The 15985-nt window shown below is 34.3% G+C and carries 17 protein-coding genes; 15 read left to right on the top strand and 2 right to left on the bottom strand.

What is annotated here, in order from left to right; genetic code table 11:
• Positions 1-34: 34 nt before the first annotated feature.
• Positions 35-2164, top strand: coding sequence for a gliding motility protein RemB (locus tag Q1A01_RS14770; RefSeq protein WP_299682431.1), 2130 nt, complete (start codon positions 35-37; stop codon positions 2162-2164).
• A gap of 144 nt (positions 2165-2308) precedes the next feature.
• Entirely contained in the window at positions 2309-2725 is a 417-nt protein-coding gene (locus Q1A01_RS14765; RefSeq protein ID WP_299682428.1) for a hypothetical protein, read from the top strand.
• Positions 2726-2734: 9 nt separating this feature from the next.
• Here the strand turns inward: Q1A01_RS14765 and Q1A01_RS14760 are convergent, their stop codons facing one another.
• Together Q1A01_RS14760 and Q1A01_RS14755 are read right to left on the bottom strand one after the other, a co-directional pair.
• Positions 2735-3160 (bottom strand): thioredoxin family protein, encoded by a 426-nt coding sequence (locus Q1A01_RS14760; protein WP_299682425.1) that lies wholly within the window; start codon positions 3158-3160, stop codon positions 2735-2737.
• A gap of 45 nt (positions 3161-3205) precedes the next feature.
• Positions 3206-4096: an MBL fold metallo-hydrolase gene (locus tag Q1A01_RS14755; RefSeq protein WP_299682423.1), complete on the bottom strand. Its 891-nt coding sequence runs from the start codon at positions 4094-4096 to the stop codon at positions 3206-3208.
• 158 nt (positions 4097-4254) lie between these two features.
• On the opposite strand from Q1A01_RS14755, the gene cyoE reads away from it, so the two are divergent.
• The 13 genes from cyoE to Q1A01_RS14690 all read left to right on the top strand — a co-directional run bounded on the left by cyoE (position 4255) and on the right by Q1A01_RS14690 (position 15985).
• Positions 4255-5148: a heme o synthase gene (gene cyoE, locus Q1A01_RS14750; protein ID WP_366520104.1), complete on the top strand. Its 894-nt coding sequence runs from the start codon at positions 4255-4257 to the stop codon at positions 5146-5148.
• The gene (locus tag Q1A01_RS14745) at positions 5148-5732 is read left to right on the top strand and encodes a cytochrome c oxidase subunit 3 (RefSeq protein WP_299682421.1); all 585 of its coding nucleotides are present in this window, start codon (positions 5148-5150) and stop codon (positions 5730-5732) included. The genes cyoE and Q1A01_RS14745 overlap by 1 nt, the downstream gene beginning before the upstream one ends.
• A 159-nt stretch (positions 5733-5891) precedes the next feature.
• Positions 5892-6869 (top strand): cytochrome c oxidase subunit 3, encoded by a 978-nt coding sequence (locus tag Q1A01_RS14740; RefSeq protein WP_299682418.1) that lies wholly within the window; start codon positions 5892-5894, stop codon positions 6867-6869.
• Positions 6870-6932: 63 nt separating this feature from the next.
• Positions 6933-7316 (top strand): cytochrome C oxidase subunit IV family protein, encoded by a 384-nt coding sequence (locus Q1A01_RS14735; RefSeq protein ID WP_299682416.1) that lies wholly within the window; start codon positions 6933-6935, stop codon positions 7314-7316.
• A gap of 239 nt (positions 7317-7555) precedes the next feature.
• Positions 7556-8242, top strand: a complete 687-nt coding sequence (locus Q1A01_RS14730; RefSeq protein ID WP_299682413.1) for a hypothetical protein — start codon at positions 7556-7558, stop codon at positions 8240-8242.
• On the top strand, positions 8242-8979 hold the full coding sequence (locus Q1A01_RS14725; protein ID WP_299682410.1) for an SCO family protein: 738 nt from the start codon (positions 8242-8244) through the stop codon (positions 8977-8979). The genes Q1A01_RS14730 and Q1A01_RS14725 overlap by 1 nt, the downstream gene beginning before the upstream one ends.
• The gene (locus Q1A01_RS14720; RefSeq protein WP_299682407.1) at positions 8979-9527 is read left to right on the top strand and encodes a DUF420 domain-containing protein; all 549 of its coding nucleotides are present in this window, start codon (positions 8979-8981) and stop codon (positions 9525-9527) included. The genes Q1A01_RS14725 and Q1A01_RS14720 overlap by 1 nt, the downstream gene beginning before the upstream one ends.
• Positions 9528-9565: 38 nt before the next feature.
• The gene (locus tag Q1A01_RS14715) at positions 9566-9817 is read left to right on the top strand and encodes a hypothetical protein (RefSeq protein WP_299682516.1); all 252 of its coding nucleotides are present in this window, start codon (positions 9566-9568) and stop codon (positions 9815-9817) included.
• A 168-nt stretch (positions 9818-9985) separates the two neighbouring features.
• The gene (locus Q1A01_RS14710) at positions 9986-10687 is read left to right on the top strand and encodes an ABC transporter ATP-binding protein (RefSeq protein ID WP_299682404.1); all 702 of its coding nucleotides are present in this window, start codon (positions 9986-9988) and stop codon (positions 10685-10687) included.
• Positions 10680-11930: an ABC transporter permease gene (locus Q1A01_RS14705; protein WP_299682401.1), complete on the top strand. Its 1251-nt coding sequence runs from the start codon at positions 10680-10682 to the stop codon at positions 11928-11930. The genes Q1A01_RS14710 and Q1A01_RS14705 overlap by 8 nt, the downstream gene beginning before the upstream one ends.
• Before the next feature lie 54 nt (positions 11931-11984).
• Positions 11985-13244 carry an ABC transporter permease gene (locus tag Q1A01_RS14700; RefSeq protein WP_299682398.1) on the top strand — a complete coding sequence of 420 codons (1260 nt, stop codon included), beginning with the start codon at positions 11985-11987 and terminating at the stop codon, positions 13242-13244.
• Positions 13245-13273: 29 nt separating this feature from the next.
• Positions 13274-14440, top strand: coding sequence for an efflux RND transporter periplasmic adaptor subunit (locus Q1A01_RS14695; RefSeq protein WP_299682395.1), 1167 nt, complete (start codon positions 13274-13276; stop codon positions 14438-14440).
• 111 nt (positions 14441-14551) lie between these two features.
• A complete protein-coding gene (locus Q1A01_RS14690; RefSeq protein WP_299682392.1) occupies positions 14552-15985 on the top strand; it encodes a TolC family protein in 1434 nt (477 codons plus the stop codon).

Below are 15985 nucleotides of genomic sequence, written 5' to 3'. Positions count from 1 at the left end.
TATCTTTCGCTCATTAATGCATAACACCTACCATATGCACAAATATGTTACCCTTCTTATTAGTATACTGGTGATAACGTCTTTACAGGCGCAGGTCAATCCTAATCCTAGTGAATTTGAAAAGTACCCTATATTTCCAGGCTGTGAGGCAGTAGCTGTAGCAGAAATACCAAACTGTTTTAATTCAAAACTTATTCAGTTTTTTATTGAAAAATTTGAGATGCCCTCACGTGTTAACGAAGAACAATATCAAGGACAAATGGTAATGCTCTTTGAAGTGACCGCTACAGGAGCATTTAAACTTCTTAATACAGATGCGGTTTATGTAGAGCTCAAGGACGAAGCACAAAAAGTGTTTGACCAACTTCCTAAAGTGCAACCTGCAACTTATAATGGCGAACCTACATATATTCAGTTTTCTATGCCTGTTAAAATTCCGCTTTCGCGAAATAGTATAGGCGACTTTACCGCTTCAGAAGAAAATACGACTGCAAAGACTGAAACAAATGCACTTGAAGCTCATGCAGTTTCAAAAGAACTAGAAAATATAAAAAGTAAAGCTTTCGAAAGAAAAGTGCAATATGAAAGTCAGCTTAATATTCCTTTCTCTCATGAAGTATATGCTAGGTTTGATAAAGCATTAAATCAAATAGGTGTAAATACACATACTTCTAGTCGCCCCTTTTTGTATGATGTCGTTAATAACTATCATAATTTTGATTCTATCGTAAGTACATTGCAGCTAGATAAAAAAAGTTGGTTGGGACGTAAGTTCTTTAATGAACATATGGTTCGGTTTCAAGATGATAATTATTGGTTTACAATAAATCCAGGTGCAGATCTAGCCTTAGGTACAGAAACCGACGATCGTAAGACTGAAAACCTTACTTATAATAACACAAGATCTGTTTTTATTCAAGGAGGTATCGGAAAGAAATTTAGCTTCTTTACAGCGCTTTATGAAAGCCAAGGCCGATTTGCGCAATACTATAATGATTTTGCAAGATCTCTTCGTCCTGATGGAGGTAACCCAGCGGTAATCCCAGGAAGAGGTATTGCGGCCGAAGGGAGAGGTGGTGACTTTGATTACCCAGTAGCTGAAGGATACGTGTCTTATACACCTAATAAGTATTTTAATTTTCAGGCAGGAACAGGACAGCAATTTATTGGAGATGGATATCGCTCTTTGCTGTTAAGTGATGTATCTGCAAACTACCCGTTTTTTAAGATTAATACCACTATCTGGAAACTGAAGTACACAAACACATGGTCATCTGTAAAAGATGTAAGACCTGAGGTAACAGCAGATGGGGCCTTTGTTAATAAATTTGCCGTAAATCATTACTTAAGCTATAATGTAAGTAATAAACTCAATATTGGATTATTTGAATCTGTGATATCTGCCGATTTAGAGAATGGAGGATTTGATGCAAGTTTATTAAATCCTATTATTTTTCTTAGAAATGTAGAGTTTCAAAGAGGTTCACGTGGTGGAAATGCATTAATAGGGTTAACGGGTAAATATAAGTTTTCAAATAACATAAATGCGTATGGACAACTCGTTATAGATGAGTTACGTCTTTCTGAAATTACCAGCGGAAATCAAAATTTTAGAAATAAACACGGAATTCAATTAGGGGTAAAGTACTATGATGCTTTCAAAGTACCTAATCTTACCTTACAAGCAGAGTTTAACCAAGTAAGGCCTTATACCTTCTCTAACAATGATCCGTTGTTAAGTTATACCAATACAAATCAGCCATTAGCACATCCATATGGCGCAAATTTTAGAGAGTTTATTGCGATTGCTCGTTACCGTACAGATAGATGGTATGGAAATGCTCGTATAATCTATGGGCAACGAGGCTTTGAAGGTGATATAAATGATGTGTTCTTTGGAGGGAATAATCTTTTTGGAAGTGAAGATAATAGACCTAGTGATAACGGAATTGAATTGCTGCAAGGAAACAGAGTAAACTCATTATATGCAGACTTGGAAGTGGGTTATTTGATTAATCCAGTGACTAATCTTAAGGCGTTTGTAAATCCTATTTTTAGAGATTTTAGCGCAGAGATGCAAACAGATGCGGTGTTTGATACTAGTACACTTTGGTTCAATGTAGGTTTTAGAACAGATTTGTTCAATTGGTACTTTGATAACTAATACGTTTGTACTGTATAGGAGATTGTAATGGTACGCTTTCGCGAAAGCGTATGATGAAAAATTAACACTTAAAAGTATACTATTCATTAAAATAGTTGCGTTATCATCACAAGCATACAACTACTTCAACTAAATTATCGAAAAATGTCATCAAGAATCACCTTTGTGGGGATGGTTGTTCTGTTGTTGCTATCTTCATCATGTCAAGAGTCGGGATGTTATAAGTCTCAGCGCAATCAAATCTTAGGAAAAAACGAATACAATAGTAAAGCGTATCAGGAAGAGTTATATAGGCTTATTACAGAAAATCCCGATGTAGATTATTATTTTGAAATGAGAGAAGAAATTTTTGGTCAAAGTTATTTGGTTATTAATGCCTTTGGAGATGCTTTTTGTGGGAAGTTGTGCTTAATGATTCCGGAAGAAGATACAACGAGCATTACCTTAAAGGATTCGGCGGAATTTCAAGGAGCACAATTAATAGGGCTTCGGTATCAAAAACACAAGACCGACTATGGGTCGGCCTTGGTGTATGATTCTGTAGAATATATTGTTGATTAATAAATAGGGTTAAGGAACGATCCTTCTTCCAAAATTAATCAGGATATGTGGTTTTTTGAAACCTGTTGTTTTGGTTCTTTTCTTTCCGTTATAATCTGTAATGATAAGCGTAGGATAGGCAGATACGCCATATCTGCGTGCTATTTTGATGCCCTCTCTTGATTCTGCATCAATAGATACGTTAATAAAGTTTTTATTGTAATAGTCGCCTACGTTGCGGTCTTTAAAACTTGTGCGCTTTAATTGTTTGCAAGGCGCACACCATGTAGCATAGAAATCTACAAAAATGTATTTATTTTCTTCTTTGGCTTTGGTAAGAGCTTCTTCCCAACTTCCTTTAAAAAAAGAAATTCCTTTTTTCTTATAAGGAGCATCACTATAGCTTACTAGTGTAAAAGCTAAAACAAATAGGATGTATATATGTTTTCTTTTCATAAAAAAACCTCTTGTTAATTATAAACTAAGGTAAGAAAAGAAGTTTTAGTGAGTCATTTCTTTTTCTGCAATGATACTTTTGTAAGCGGCACGGCGCATTTTTTCTCCTGTAATAAAATCTTTTGCAGTTACTTCATCAGAATAATAACCAGATGTGAGTGATTGCATTGCGACAACTTCCTCTTCTGTTTTTCCTTCTTTTATTGCTTGTGCTACATTTTTATAGATGCCTACGAGCATATCGTGGTATTTTTGATAATCTGCTTTGCTAGCTATAGGGCCATGACCAGGAATGATTTTAGTGCTATTGTTAATAATCATGAGGCCTTTTTTTGCAGCTTCTATATCGCCAGCAAGGCTTCCTCCGTTAGTAATGTCTATGTATGGAAATTTAAATCTACCATGAAAATAGGTGTCTCCTGTATGTAATACATTACTTTGAACAAAATACACTAATGCATCTCCATCTGTATGTGCATTATGAACGTGTGTGATGAAAATATCATTTTCATTCATATAAAAAGTAGCATCATCACTAAATGTAATTACAGGAAGTCCTGCATTTGCTGTTTTTTCATTTGCTTCAAGACGTTTGCGTACATTATCGTGAGCGACAATCATAGCACCAGCGGCTTCAAAATTGGCATTCCCGCCAGCATGATCTCCATGAAAATGTGTGTTTACTAAAAATTTTACAGGTTTGTCAGAAATTGTTTTGATCGCTGTGGTGATTTTTTCGCTTAATGGAGCAAACTGATCATCAATCATGAAAACACCGTCATTGCCTATAGAAATCCCTATATTTCCACCTGCTCCTTGAAGCATGTAAACGTTATCAGATACAAGTTCTATCTTGACTTTGACGTTGTCAAAACGACCTTGTGAATAGCATATAGATGAGATTGCAAAAAGAGCTATAAGTATACTTTTTTTCATAAGAATGGTTTGTGTTAAATGCTTGCAGTCGTGAATTGTTGAGAAAGCTTTCGCGAAAGCATAATTTTAACACGCATTTAAGATGCATATATAGTTGTGTAAACGACAATCAGGGAGTATCTTTGCACAACTTTTAAAATAGCTAATCTTCTGTTGACTTGAGCGAAGTTGCATCACATACAATTGCCGTATCTCCATGGCAAGATTTTAAGGAAATCACAAAAATGCGATTATCGATTAGCGTTGTCTTTTCTAGTGTCGCTGGATATTTTCTTGGAACTTCTGAAATAGACTGGACTGTTGTAGTTATGCTAGCAGTAGGAGGGTATTTTATGGTAGGTGCTTCAAATGCATATAATCAGGTGCTTGAACGTGATCTAGATGCATTGATGGATCGTACTAAAAACAGGCCTGTAGCTTCAGGGCGCATGTCTGTAAAAACTGCACTTGGAATCGCCATTTTATTTACAATATTAGGACTAGTTACATTGTTTTATATAAATCCTCAAACGGCTATGTTTGGAGGGATTTCTATATTTATGTATGTACTATTGTATACGCCTCTTAAAACAAAAACACCACTTTCTGTTTTTGTAGGAGCATTTCCAGGAGCAATTCCTTATATGTTAGGATGGGTAGCAGCAACTAATGATTTTGGAATAGAACCGGGGACATTATTTATGATTCAATTTTTCTGGCAATTCCCTCATTTTTGGGCAATAGGTTGGTTTTTATTTGATGATTATAAAAAAGGAGGATTCTTCATGCTTCCTACTGGCAAACGAGATAAAGGAACAGCAGTGCAAGTGATATTGTATACGGTGTGGACAATACTAATCTCTATAGTGCCTGCGTTTGGTGTTACAGGAGGGTTGTATTTATCACCAATAGCTGCAGTTATTGTTGGAGGTTTGGGATTATTTATGCTGTATTGGGCAATTAAATTATATCAAAAAAGAGATGCTCCTACCGCAAAAAAATTAATGTTGTCTAGTGTGACATATATAACGCTGCTTCAAATTGTATTTGTAGTAGATAAATTTCTAAGATAATGGATTACACAGCAGGAACAGAAAAGTACAAACAAGATCGTGCAAAAAAACAAATGCTTTGGTTTGGAATCATTAGTTTATGTATGACTTTTGCAGGACTTACAAGTGCTTATATTGTAAGTATGGAGCGTAAAGACTGGTTGGATAATTATGAATTTCCTCAGTCGCTTATAATTTCCACAGTGGTTATTGTATTAAGTAGTCTTGCAATACAACTAGCAAAAAACTTTATCATAAATAATAAAAAGCAAATAGGGACACTACTGCTTATTTTAACATTGGTGCTAGGTTTTGTTTTTGTAGGGTATCAATATCAAGGATTATTTACAGAGTTAACCGGTCAGGGTTATTTTATGACGGGTGAATCGAGTAATATTACAACGACATTTTTATTTTTAATTATTGCAGTGCATATCGCTCACGTTATTGCAGGAATGATTGCGCTGATTACCGTTGTTATAAATCATATAAGAGGTAAATATTCAAAAGAAAATCATTTAGGATTAACATTAGGAGTTACATTCTGGCATTTTTTAGGAGTGTTATGGATATTCTTATTTATACTTTTATATACCACAAAGTAAAAGAAGGTGTATTTATTGGTTTATAGCCAGTTAATTAAGGGCTTAAAAGAGTTCTTAAAGTAAAAGCTATATAGATCCATTATAAATCCTGATTTTATCTTTGAAATACGCATAGAAAATACCTATTTTTGCAAACGATAAATTAACCAAAATGTCACTATGGACGCTACTGTAACAAATACAACAAGCGAAGGTAAAACTTGGGGCGGTGGAAACAAGCCTCTAAAAGCAAGTTATGGAAAACTAATGATGTGGTTTTTCATCTTATCTGATGGATTATCTTTTTCTGGATTTCTTGCTGCTTACGGCTTTTCTAGATTTAAATTTATAGATGCTTGGCCTATTGCTGATGAAGTGTTTACACACGTTCCGTTTACTCATGAGAGTTATCCTATGATTTACGTAGCATTTATGACCTTTGTGCTTATTATGTCGTCTGTAACTATGGTGCTTGCCGTAGATGCTGGACATCATATGAAAAAAAATAAAGTGATTATCTATATGTTCCTTACTATTATAGGAGGAGCAGTATTTGTAGGTTCTCAAGCGTGGGAATGGGCTACTTTTATTAAAGGAGATTACGGTGCTGTAGAGACAAAAGGCGGTAAGATATTACAGTTTTTGAATACAGATGGTGAGCGTGTTGCATTAGCAGATTTTGCAGCAACATTACCGGGAGAAAGAGTGCAGCACGAGAGTAAAAACGGAATCTGGTATGATTCTGAAAAAGCATTGCCTACGTACACGATAGATGAAGTGAAAGCTGGTTTTGCAGCAAATCCTGATTTATTGATCCGAATACAAACCCTTACAGCAAAAGGTGAAAAAACAATACTTAGTAGAGAAGAGTCTTTATTGCGTTTAAATAGAGATGCGGTAGGTGTTGTAGAGGGAGCTAACCTTAAACATAATGAATATGGAACACCTTTATTTGCAGATTTCTTCTTCTTTATTACAGGTTTTCACGGTTTTCACGTATTCTCAGGAGTTTTAATTAACCTTATTATTTTCTTCAATGTAGTGCTAGGGACATATGAGCGTAGAGGTCATTACGAAATGGTAGAGAAAGTAGGACTATATTGGCACTTTGTCGATTTAGTATGGGTATTTGTATTTACCTTCTTTTACCTTGTATAATTTTATTCCTGCGAAGGCAACAGTTTCAAACTTAGAAAGAAAGTATTAAAAAGATATTTTAAAATGGCACACGAACATAAATTAGAAATATTTAGAGGACTTTTAAAGTTTAAGTCTAACATAACAAAAATATGGGGAGTACTTATTATACTATCTATTGTTACCATAATAGAAGTTTGGTTAGGTATTATAAAGCCAGAATTCTTAACAGAAGGTAGGTTTATGCGTATGAAGCTCCTTAATTGGGTTTTTATATTATTAACAATATTTAAAGCATATTACATTACTTGGGACTTTATGCACATGCGTGATGAAGTAAAAGGGCTTCGTAGAGCAGTAGTATGGACAGGAATATTCTTAATTTTATATTTAGTCTTTATTTTGCTTACAGAAGGAGACTATATCTTTGATGTATACGATACAGGATTCCAGAGTTGGGATTTTTAATATAATTTAAAAGCGGTTTTATAACCGCTTTTTTTAGCACTACACTCAATGCGTAATCCTAAATTAGGTGAACTAAAATGTGTACCTGTTACAAAAGAAAATACTGTGAAATGAACGTAAACAAAATTAATTTTTGTTTGTCAACTGTAATAATTAAATTTTCTAAGCGAAAGCAAAACGGTTGATTCAATCAATTTTTTTATTTAGTTCATTTTAATAAAATTAAAAATTTGAAATAGATGAAAAAGAAACTAGTGCTTATTGCGCTTTTTGTTTTGCCAGTTGTGGCTTATTTATTTTTCTCTTCAGGAGTATACAACTTTGCTAAACTTCCTATAATTACAGAAAAGATAGCAGATGTAACAACCGTTACTAGTAGAGAAATTAAAACTTCAGAGTATTCATCAGATACGCCTTTAACCTTAAAGGATCATGTGTCTATAGTAGGATATTTAGGAGATAATCTTACTTCTAATATAGGCTATACAGCAAATCTTAATTTGATGATCTATAAGTATTTTTTGAAATACGAAGATTTTCAAATGATACTTTTTGTGTCTCCAGGAAGTGAGCAAGCAATAAGTGATTTGAAAATAGAATTAGGTAGAATCTTTGATGTTACTAAAATACGTTTTGTACAAGCAACAAAAGAACAAGCAAAAGCACATTTTGAAAGCTTGAGAACGCCTTTAAGTTTGTCTCCAAATGGAAGTCATCCTAATGTGTTTGTTGTTGATAGGGCATTGGCATTGCGATCTGGTCATGAAGATAAAAAACCGAATGCGTACGGATATGATATGACACAAGCTGTAGAAATGGGATATATGAAAGACGATATCAAAATTCTACTAGCAGAGTATAGACTGGCACTTAAGAAAAATAATAATGCCAGTGATAAAATAGAACAACGTAGAGAAAAGAAATAATGCGTAAGAATACATATATAGGGATTGCTTTTATTGTACTTGTTTTTGGTATCATTTTTATTCCTAGAATTTTTAAAAGGTATGCAAATGGTGATGTCGTAAGAGGAGGACGTATGCATGCGGTTGGAGAAAAAGTAGCACCATCTGATGATGAACTGCTTTATGTTATGGTTAATGAAAAAGAAAAGAGAGTCCCGACTTTTGAATTTATAGATCAAAATAAAGACACCATCTCTGATCAAGATTATAGAGGTAAAGTTTTTCTAGTGGAGTTTTTCTTTACAAGATGTACAGATATCTGTATACCTATGAATCATAATTTACAAGCTATTGCAAAGATGTATGAAGGAAATCCTAATTTTGGAATTGCATCTTTTTCTATAGATCCAGAACATGATACGCCAGATGTTATGAAAAAATATGCCGAAGACTATGGCGTAACAAATCCTAATTGGCATTTTATGACAGGAGATAGATCAGATATATTAAAACTTTCTAATGAGGGCTTCTATCTTGCTACAAATACAGAAGACGATCTGGATAATGGATTGTATCACTCAGGACTTTTTGCCTTAATAGATCAAAACGGATTTATACGCTCTCGTTCTGACGGGCATGGTAATACCAAGCCATATTATAGAGGATCTGTTCCTATGGATGCTACAGTGGCAGAAGGAGGGGAAGTACCAGAAATAGATATACTTATAGAGGATATTAAAAAATTATTAAAAAAGTAATGAGTACACATCTTTCAGAAAAAGAAAAGAAATATCAAAAATGGATTATTCTATTGTCTATTGTAATTCCACTTGCGGTAGCAGCATTATTTGGTGTTAAACTTAAGGATTACGGAGTTGCTGTAGAGCCACTTACTTTTTTGCCTCCAATTTATGCTGCAATCAATGGATTAACAGCAATAGTATTAGTACTGGCAGTAGTACAAATTAAAAAAGGAAATCGTAAAGCTCACGAACGATTTATGAAATTTGCAATACTTCTTTCTGTACTATTCTTGGTGATGTATGTTGCCTATCATATGACGTCAGACTCTACACCTTATGGAGGAGAAGGAGTAATACGATACTTGTATTTCTTTATCTTAATTACACATATTGTACTGTCTATTGCGATCATTCCGTTAGTACTCTTTACGTATGTGAGGGCATTAGCAGAACGATTTGACAAACATAAAAAGCTGGCAAAGATTACATTTCCAATATGGCTATATGTAGCTGTTACTGGGGTTGTGGTGTATCTTATGATTTCACCATATTATGTACATTAAATAGTATGAAAATTAAAAAGAGTATCATTATTGTTTTTATGGTTTTTGTTTCCGCTTTCGCGAAAGCAGAAACAGTCAGACCTATTACTATATTATCTGCACAATGTGCTATGTGTCGTGCGGTTTTAGAATCTGAAGAAGACAATAGTACTGCCAAAGGAATTAATAATGGAATCAAATATCTTATGATAATTCCATATATCTTAGTAGGGGGTGTCTTTTACTTTGTATATAAGTCTAGGAAAAAAGAAAAAGAAATAACTTCTGAAGATTCTTTCTTAGATTCATAAAATCATTGCTGTAACATTATTTTGTACGTATAGTTTTTCCTAAAGGGCATGTATATTTAGTTGTTGTTTTATTTATGTAGGAGAACCCTTTATAAATAGAGGTATTAACACCAATTTCACACAATTTTATCTTTTCATTACTAATATTGTGAAATCAAAGTGTAGACTATGATTCAAATTAAAGATTTGCATAAATCATATCGAATGGGGAGTAACTCGCTTCACGTTTTAAAAGGTATTGATTTTAACGTGAAAGAAGGAGAGTTGGTTTCTATCATGGGGTCTTCTGGTTCTGGGAAATCTACGTTGCTTAATATACTTGGTATGTTAGACGAGGCAGATCAAGGATCTTATACACTGGATAATGTGCCTATAAAAAACCTTAATGAAAAAGTAGCAGCACAATACCGAAATAAATTCTTAGGCTTTATTTTTCAGTCGTTTAATCTCATTAATTATAAAAGTGCATTAGATAATGTGTCAATGCCATTGTACTATCAAGGGATTAAAAGAAAAGAACGTACTGATAAGGCGATGCACTATTTAGAAAAAGTTGGGCTTGCCGATTGGGCTACACACCTGCCTAGCGAACTTTCTGGAGGACAAAAACAACGTGTAGCCATAGCAAGAGCACTTGCAAGTGATCCTAAAGTATTACTCGCCGATGAACCTACGGGAGCTTTAGATACAAAAACGTCATATGAGGTGATGGATCTTATACAAGGGATTAATGAAGAAGGGAAAACAATCCTTGTCGTTACACATGAACCAGATATCGCAGAAATGACCAAACGTATTGTAAATCTAAAAGATGGGCGTATTATTGACGATCGACCTGTAAACCAAATACTAGCCAAAGCTCATGTTTGATATAGAACGCTGGCAAGAGATTTTTGAAACTATAGGAAAGAACAAGTTACGTACTTTCTTAACAGGACTCTCTGTTGCTTCAGGAATCTTTATTCTTGTCATCCTTCTAGGGTTTAGTTCAGGAATACAAAAAGGCGTAAAATCTCAATTCTCTCGTGATGCAGAAAGCAAAGTAAGTGTTTGGACAGGAGTTACTACAAAAGGGTATAAAGGATTAAATCCAGGCCGTCGTATTCAAATGCATAATTCAGATTATGATAATTTAAATGCAAAATTTGATGATGCGATCGAACATAAAACAGGACTCTATAATATTTGGGGGGGACTCGTAAACTATAAGAATGAATCTGGTAATTATCGTGTAGAAGGAGCGCATCCAGGGCAACAGTTTATTGAAAATGCTACGTTGGTTTCTGGAAGGTTTATCTCTGAAAAAGATCTCGATGAAGTTGAAAAAGTAGCGATTATAGGATATAAAGTAAAACAAGATTTATTTAAGCGAGAAGAAGCAATAGGTAAGACAATAAAAATTACTGGGATCAATTTTAAGGTGGTTGGAGTTTATTCCGATCCAGGAGGGCAAAGAGAAGAACAGCGAATTGTGATACCCATTACTACTGCTCAAAGAGTATTTAATGCAGGAGATAATTTACGATCTATCGCTTATACTATAAAAATGAGCGATAATTTTGACGAAGCTGTTGCGCTATCTGAAGCTGTAAGCGAAGGAATAGAACAAGAGTTAAAGTCTCGTTATAATATCGCTCCAGATGACCGAAGTGCAGTACGCGTAAATTTTAATTTAGAAGAAGCAGCTCAAATATATAGCCTTATAGATGTTATGCGAATTGTTTTTTGGGGTGTTGGTGTAGGTACTATCATTGCAGGTATTGTTGGAGTAGCTAGTATTATGCTTATCGTTGTAAAGGAGCGTACTAAAGAAATAGGAGTCCGAAAAGCACTTGGCGCATTGCCTAGTTCTATCACAGGAATGATATTGCAAGAATCTATTTTTATTACTGCAATAGCTGGTTTTCTTGGATTGTTTTTTGGAGTAGCGTTATTAGATTTTGTTATACCACTTGTGCTACCTGATAATCCATATATACAATCTCCTACAGTAGATTTTAAAACCTCAATAACGACAGTCCTGGTATTGATTAGTGCTGGAGGAATTGCAGGATATATTCCGGCGAGAAGAGCTGCTAATATTAAGCCTATAGAAGCACTTAGGGATGAATAATAATAAGAAAAATTATTTATACGCTTTCGCGAAAGCATATAAAACGATATAAAAATGTTTAATAAAGATCGTTGGAACGAAATACTGGAAGCACTCAATGCTAATCGTTTTAGAACGCTACTTACGGCGTTTGGAGTGTTTTGGGGTATACTTATTCTAGTATTGTTATTAGCGCTTACAAATGGTCTTAAAACAGGAGTTTCGGCTGGGTTTAATAATTTTGCAACCAACTCAATGTTTATGTGGTCTCAAGGAACTTCAAAGCCTTATAAAGGACTTCCAAAAGGACGCTTTTTTAGATTTAAACTCGAAGATGTGCAAGTCTTAAAAGATAGAGTGCCTGAGCTTAAATATGTTTCTCCACGCAACCAACTTGGAGGATTTAGAGGTTCTAATAATGTAACACGTAATGAAAAAACAGGTGCGTATAATGTATATGGGGATTACCCTGAATTTATAAAGCAGCAACCTATGGATATTACTGCTGGACGTTTTATTAGCTATTCAGATATTGAAGATAAACGAAAAGTAGCTGTTATTGGTGTAGATGTCGTAAAAGGACTTTATGATATAGGAGAAGATCCTATGGGTACGTATATTAAAATAAATGATATTAACTTTTTAGTGATAGGGACATTTAAAAATCCTAAGAGTAATGGAGATCAGGAAGAGGAAGCTAATACTATTTTTGTTCCTTTTACTACATTTTCACAAGCCTTTAATAGGGCAGATAATGTAGGGTGGATGGCAATAACAGCTCATGATGATACCGTAATTACAGATGTTAAAGAAGAGGTGTTTGCTATCATGCGTGAGCAACGTACCATACATCCAGATGATATACGTGCAATAGGACATGCGGATTTAGCAAAAGAATTTGGTCAGATTCAAGGTCTTTTTTCAATCTTAAGTTTTGTAAGTTATTTTGTAGGTGCCTTAATATTAATGTCTGGAGTGATTGGAATTAGTAATATTATGCTGATCGTAGTGAAAGAACGTACCAAAGAAATAGGGATACGAAGAGCATTAGGGGCAACACCTTGGGAAATACGATCGCAAGTGATGCAAGAATCATTGGTGCTCACTATTGTTTCAGGAATGGCTGGAATAGCAGTTGCTGCAGGACTTATATGGCTCATGAATTTTGGGATTTCAATTGCAGGACCATTTGATAATTTTGCAAATCCATCAGTAAATATAGGAGTCGTGCTCATAGCACTTACGATTTTATTAGTGTCAGGTGTTCTTGCTGGATTGATACCAGCAACAAGAGCAACACAAATGAAACCAGTAGATGCTTTACGAATAGAATAAAACCAAAAGGATACAATCAAATCATTATTATGAAACGAACAGGAACCGTCATCGTATTACTTTTAATTGTAATAGGATTTTTAGTGGGTATATACTATATCTGGATAAAAGATAAACAAGACCCTATCATATACAAAACAGAACAGGCGAGTACAAAAACTATTGTAAAAAAGACAGTAGCTACTGGAAGTATTGTTCCTAAAGAGGAGGTGCTTATTAAGCCAAATATCTCAGGTATTATAGATGAAATATATGTAGAGGCTGGAGATCAAATTAAGGCTGGAGATCTTATTGCAAAAATTAAGGTGGTGCCTAATGCTTCGTCATTAACCAATGCTAAAAATAATATTGCGAGTGCTCGTACAGCAGTACAAACAGCAAAACTAGCGTTTGAAAATCAAAAAAGTATCTACAACCGTCAAAAGAAATTATTTGATAATGGTGTAATTTCTGCAAATGATTTTGATGGTATTCAAAATTCGTATAACCAAGCAGATCAGCGAGTAAAACAAGAACAAGTTAACCTCACAAGTGCTTTGCAGAATTATGATATTATAAAAACAGGCACGACAAGTGGTCTTGGTGCAGCAGCTACAACACAAGTAAGATCAACTATTACAGGAATGATTTTAGATGTTCCTGTAAAAACAGGAAATCAAGTGATAGAGGCAAATAATTTTAATGATGGTACTACTATTGCAACACTAGCCGATGTAGATAAAATGATATTCGAAGGAAAAGTAGATGAGAGTGAAGTCGGGAAAATAAAAGAAGATTTACCTTTAGAGATTACTGTAGGTGCTATCGAAAATATGAAGTTTGATGCTACATTAGATTATATAGCTCCTAAAGGGGTGTCTGAAAATGGAGCAATACAATTTGAAATTAAAGGAACATTAGCTAAAATAGATTCAAGTACGTTTATAAGAGCAGGACTTAGTGCTAATGCAAGTATTATTTTAGCAAAGGCAGATTCGGTACTTGCAATCAAGGAAGCTTTAGTGCAATATGATCCCGAAACTAAAAAGCCCTTTGTCGAGATAGAGACAGGAGATCAAAAATTTGAACGCCGTGATTTAGAACTTGGAACTAGTGATGGTATCTTTGTAGAGATAAAAAGAGGGGTTTCGAAGGATGATCATATCAAAATCTGGAATCAAATCAAAGCTCCTCAAGGATTTGGAGGGCGAGGTTAGTGTTTTGTAAATGCAGTCTGTATGCGCTTTCGCGAAAGCGTGTAAAAATTAGTTAATATTTTTTGTAACATAAATACGTTTCAATAGTCATATTGGACATCAATCGATAGTATGAGAAAATTATTTATTATATGTTTTAGTCTTTTAATTTCTGCAACTGGATTTGCGCAGAATAAAAAATGGACATTACAAGAGTGCGTACAATATGCTTTAGATAATAATATTACCATAAAGCAAACGCAGTTAGATGAAGAGACAGCAGCAATCGAAAAGAAAGATGCTATCGGAAACTATCTTCCTACCTTAAATGGTAACGCTTCAAATAACTGGAATAGTGGTCTTACACAAAATATTACAACGGGTGTGTTAGAGACACAAACTTTGCGTAACTCTTCGTATAGTATTACTGCTGGAGTGCGAATTTTTAATGGTTTTAGAAATAAAAAAGCATTAGATAGAGCTGAGCTTTCAAGAATTGCAGCCGATTATAATATTGCTAAAATTAAAGATGATACGGCACTTTCTGTTGCATTAGCATACTTACAGATCTTATTAAATAAAGAGAATTTAAAAACAATAGTTGCTCAAAATGAAGTGACTAAAGAACAAATAAGAAGAACAGAAGAACTTGTAGAGGGAGGTATATCTCCTGCAGGAGACGTATTGGAGATAAAAGCAACAGATGCAAGTGAACAACAGCGTATTGTAGCAGCGCAAAATGCGGTACAGATTTCTCTTATTAATTTAGCACAATTATTAGCTTTTGATGATTATAAAAACTTTGATATTGATGATACAGAGTATACGATACTAGGTGCAGAGATTTTAAATACAACTCCTGAAGTATTAGTAGAAAAAGCAAAAGAAAGTCGATATGATCTTAAAATTGTAGAACAAAACCTTGAACTTGCTAAAAAAGACTTAGAGCTAAGTAAAACAGCATTGTATCCTACTATTAATGGTTTTTTTAACTATAATACAAGGGAGTCTGGTGCTCCTACAGTTAATATAGATGAAGATGCAGATCCATTACTTAGACCTATTGGTTTTGTAGACGGAACAAATCAAACAGTTTTTCAACCTATACCTGCTACTGAAGAAGGAAATCCAACGCCATTTGTAGAGCAATTATATTTGAATGATGGTATTTCATACGGGGTACAATTATCTGTACCTATTTTTAATGGATTCTCTACACGTAATACTATTAAAAGAAATGAAGTAAATGTAAAACGTTCTGAATTTCAAGCAGAGCAAGCACGTCTAAATTTTGAGACAGCCGTATATCAAGCATACACAGATGCCAAAGCAGCAAAAGAGAGTTATGAGGCAGCTATCGCATCTTTAGAGGCTCAAAAAACAGCTTTTGAGTTTGCATCACTTAGATATGATGTAGGGCGTATTAATGCTTTTGATTTAAGTCAAACAAAATTACGTTTTGATAATGCACAAGTTGAATTAACACGATCAAAATACGATTATATATTCCGTATTAAAGTACTGGAACTCTATTTTGGAGTACCAGCAACGGAACTTAAATTCTAA

The organism is uncultured Dokdonia sp. (assembly GCF_947492815.1).
Taxonomy (GTDB): Bacteria; Bacteroidota; Bacteroidia; order Flavobacteriales; family Flavobacteriaceae; genus Dokdonia.
The sequence above is the reverse complement of the archived record's forward strand: the minus strand, read 5'-3'. Positions and strand labels throughout refer to the sequence as shown.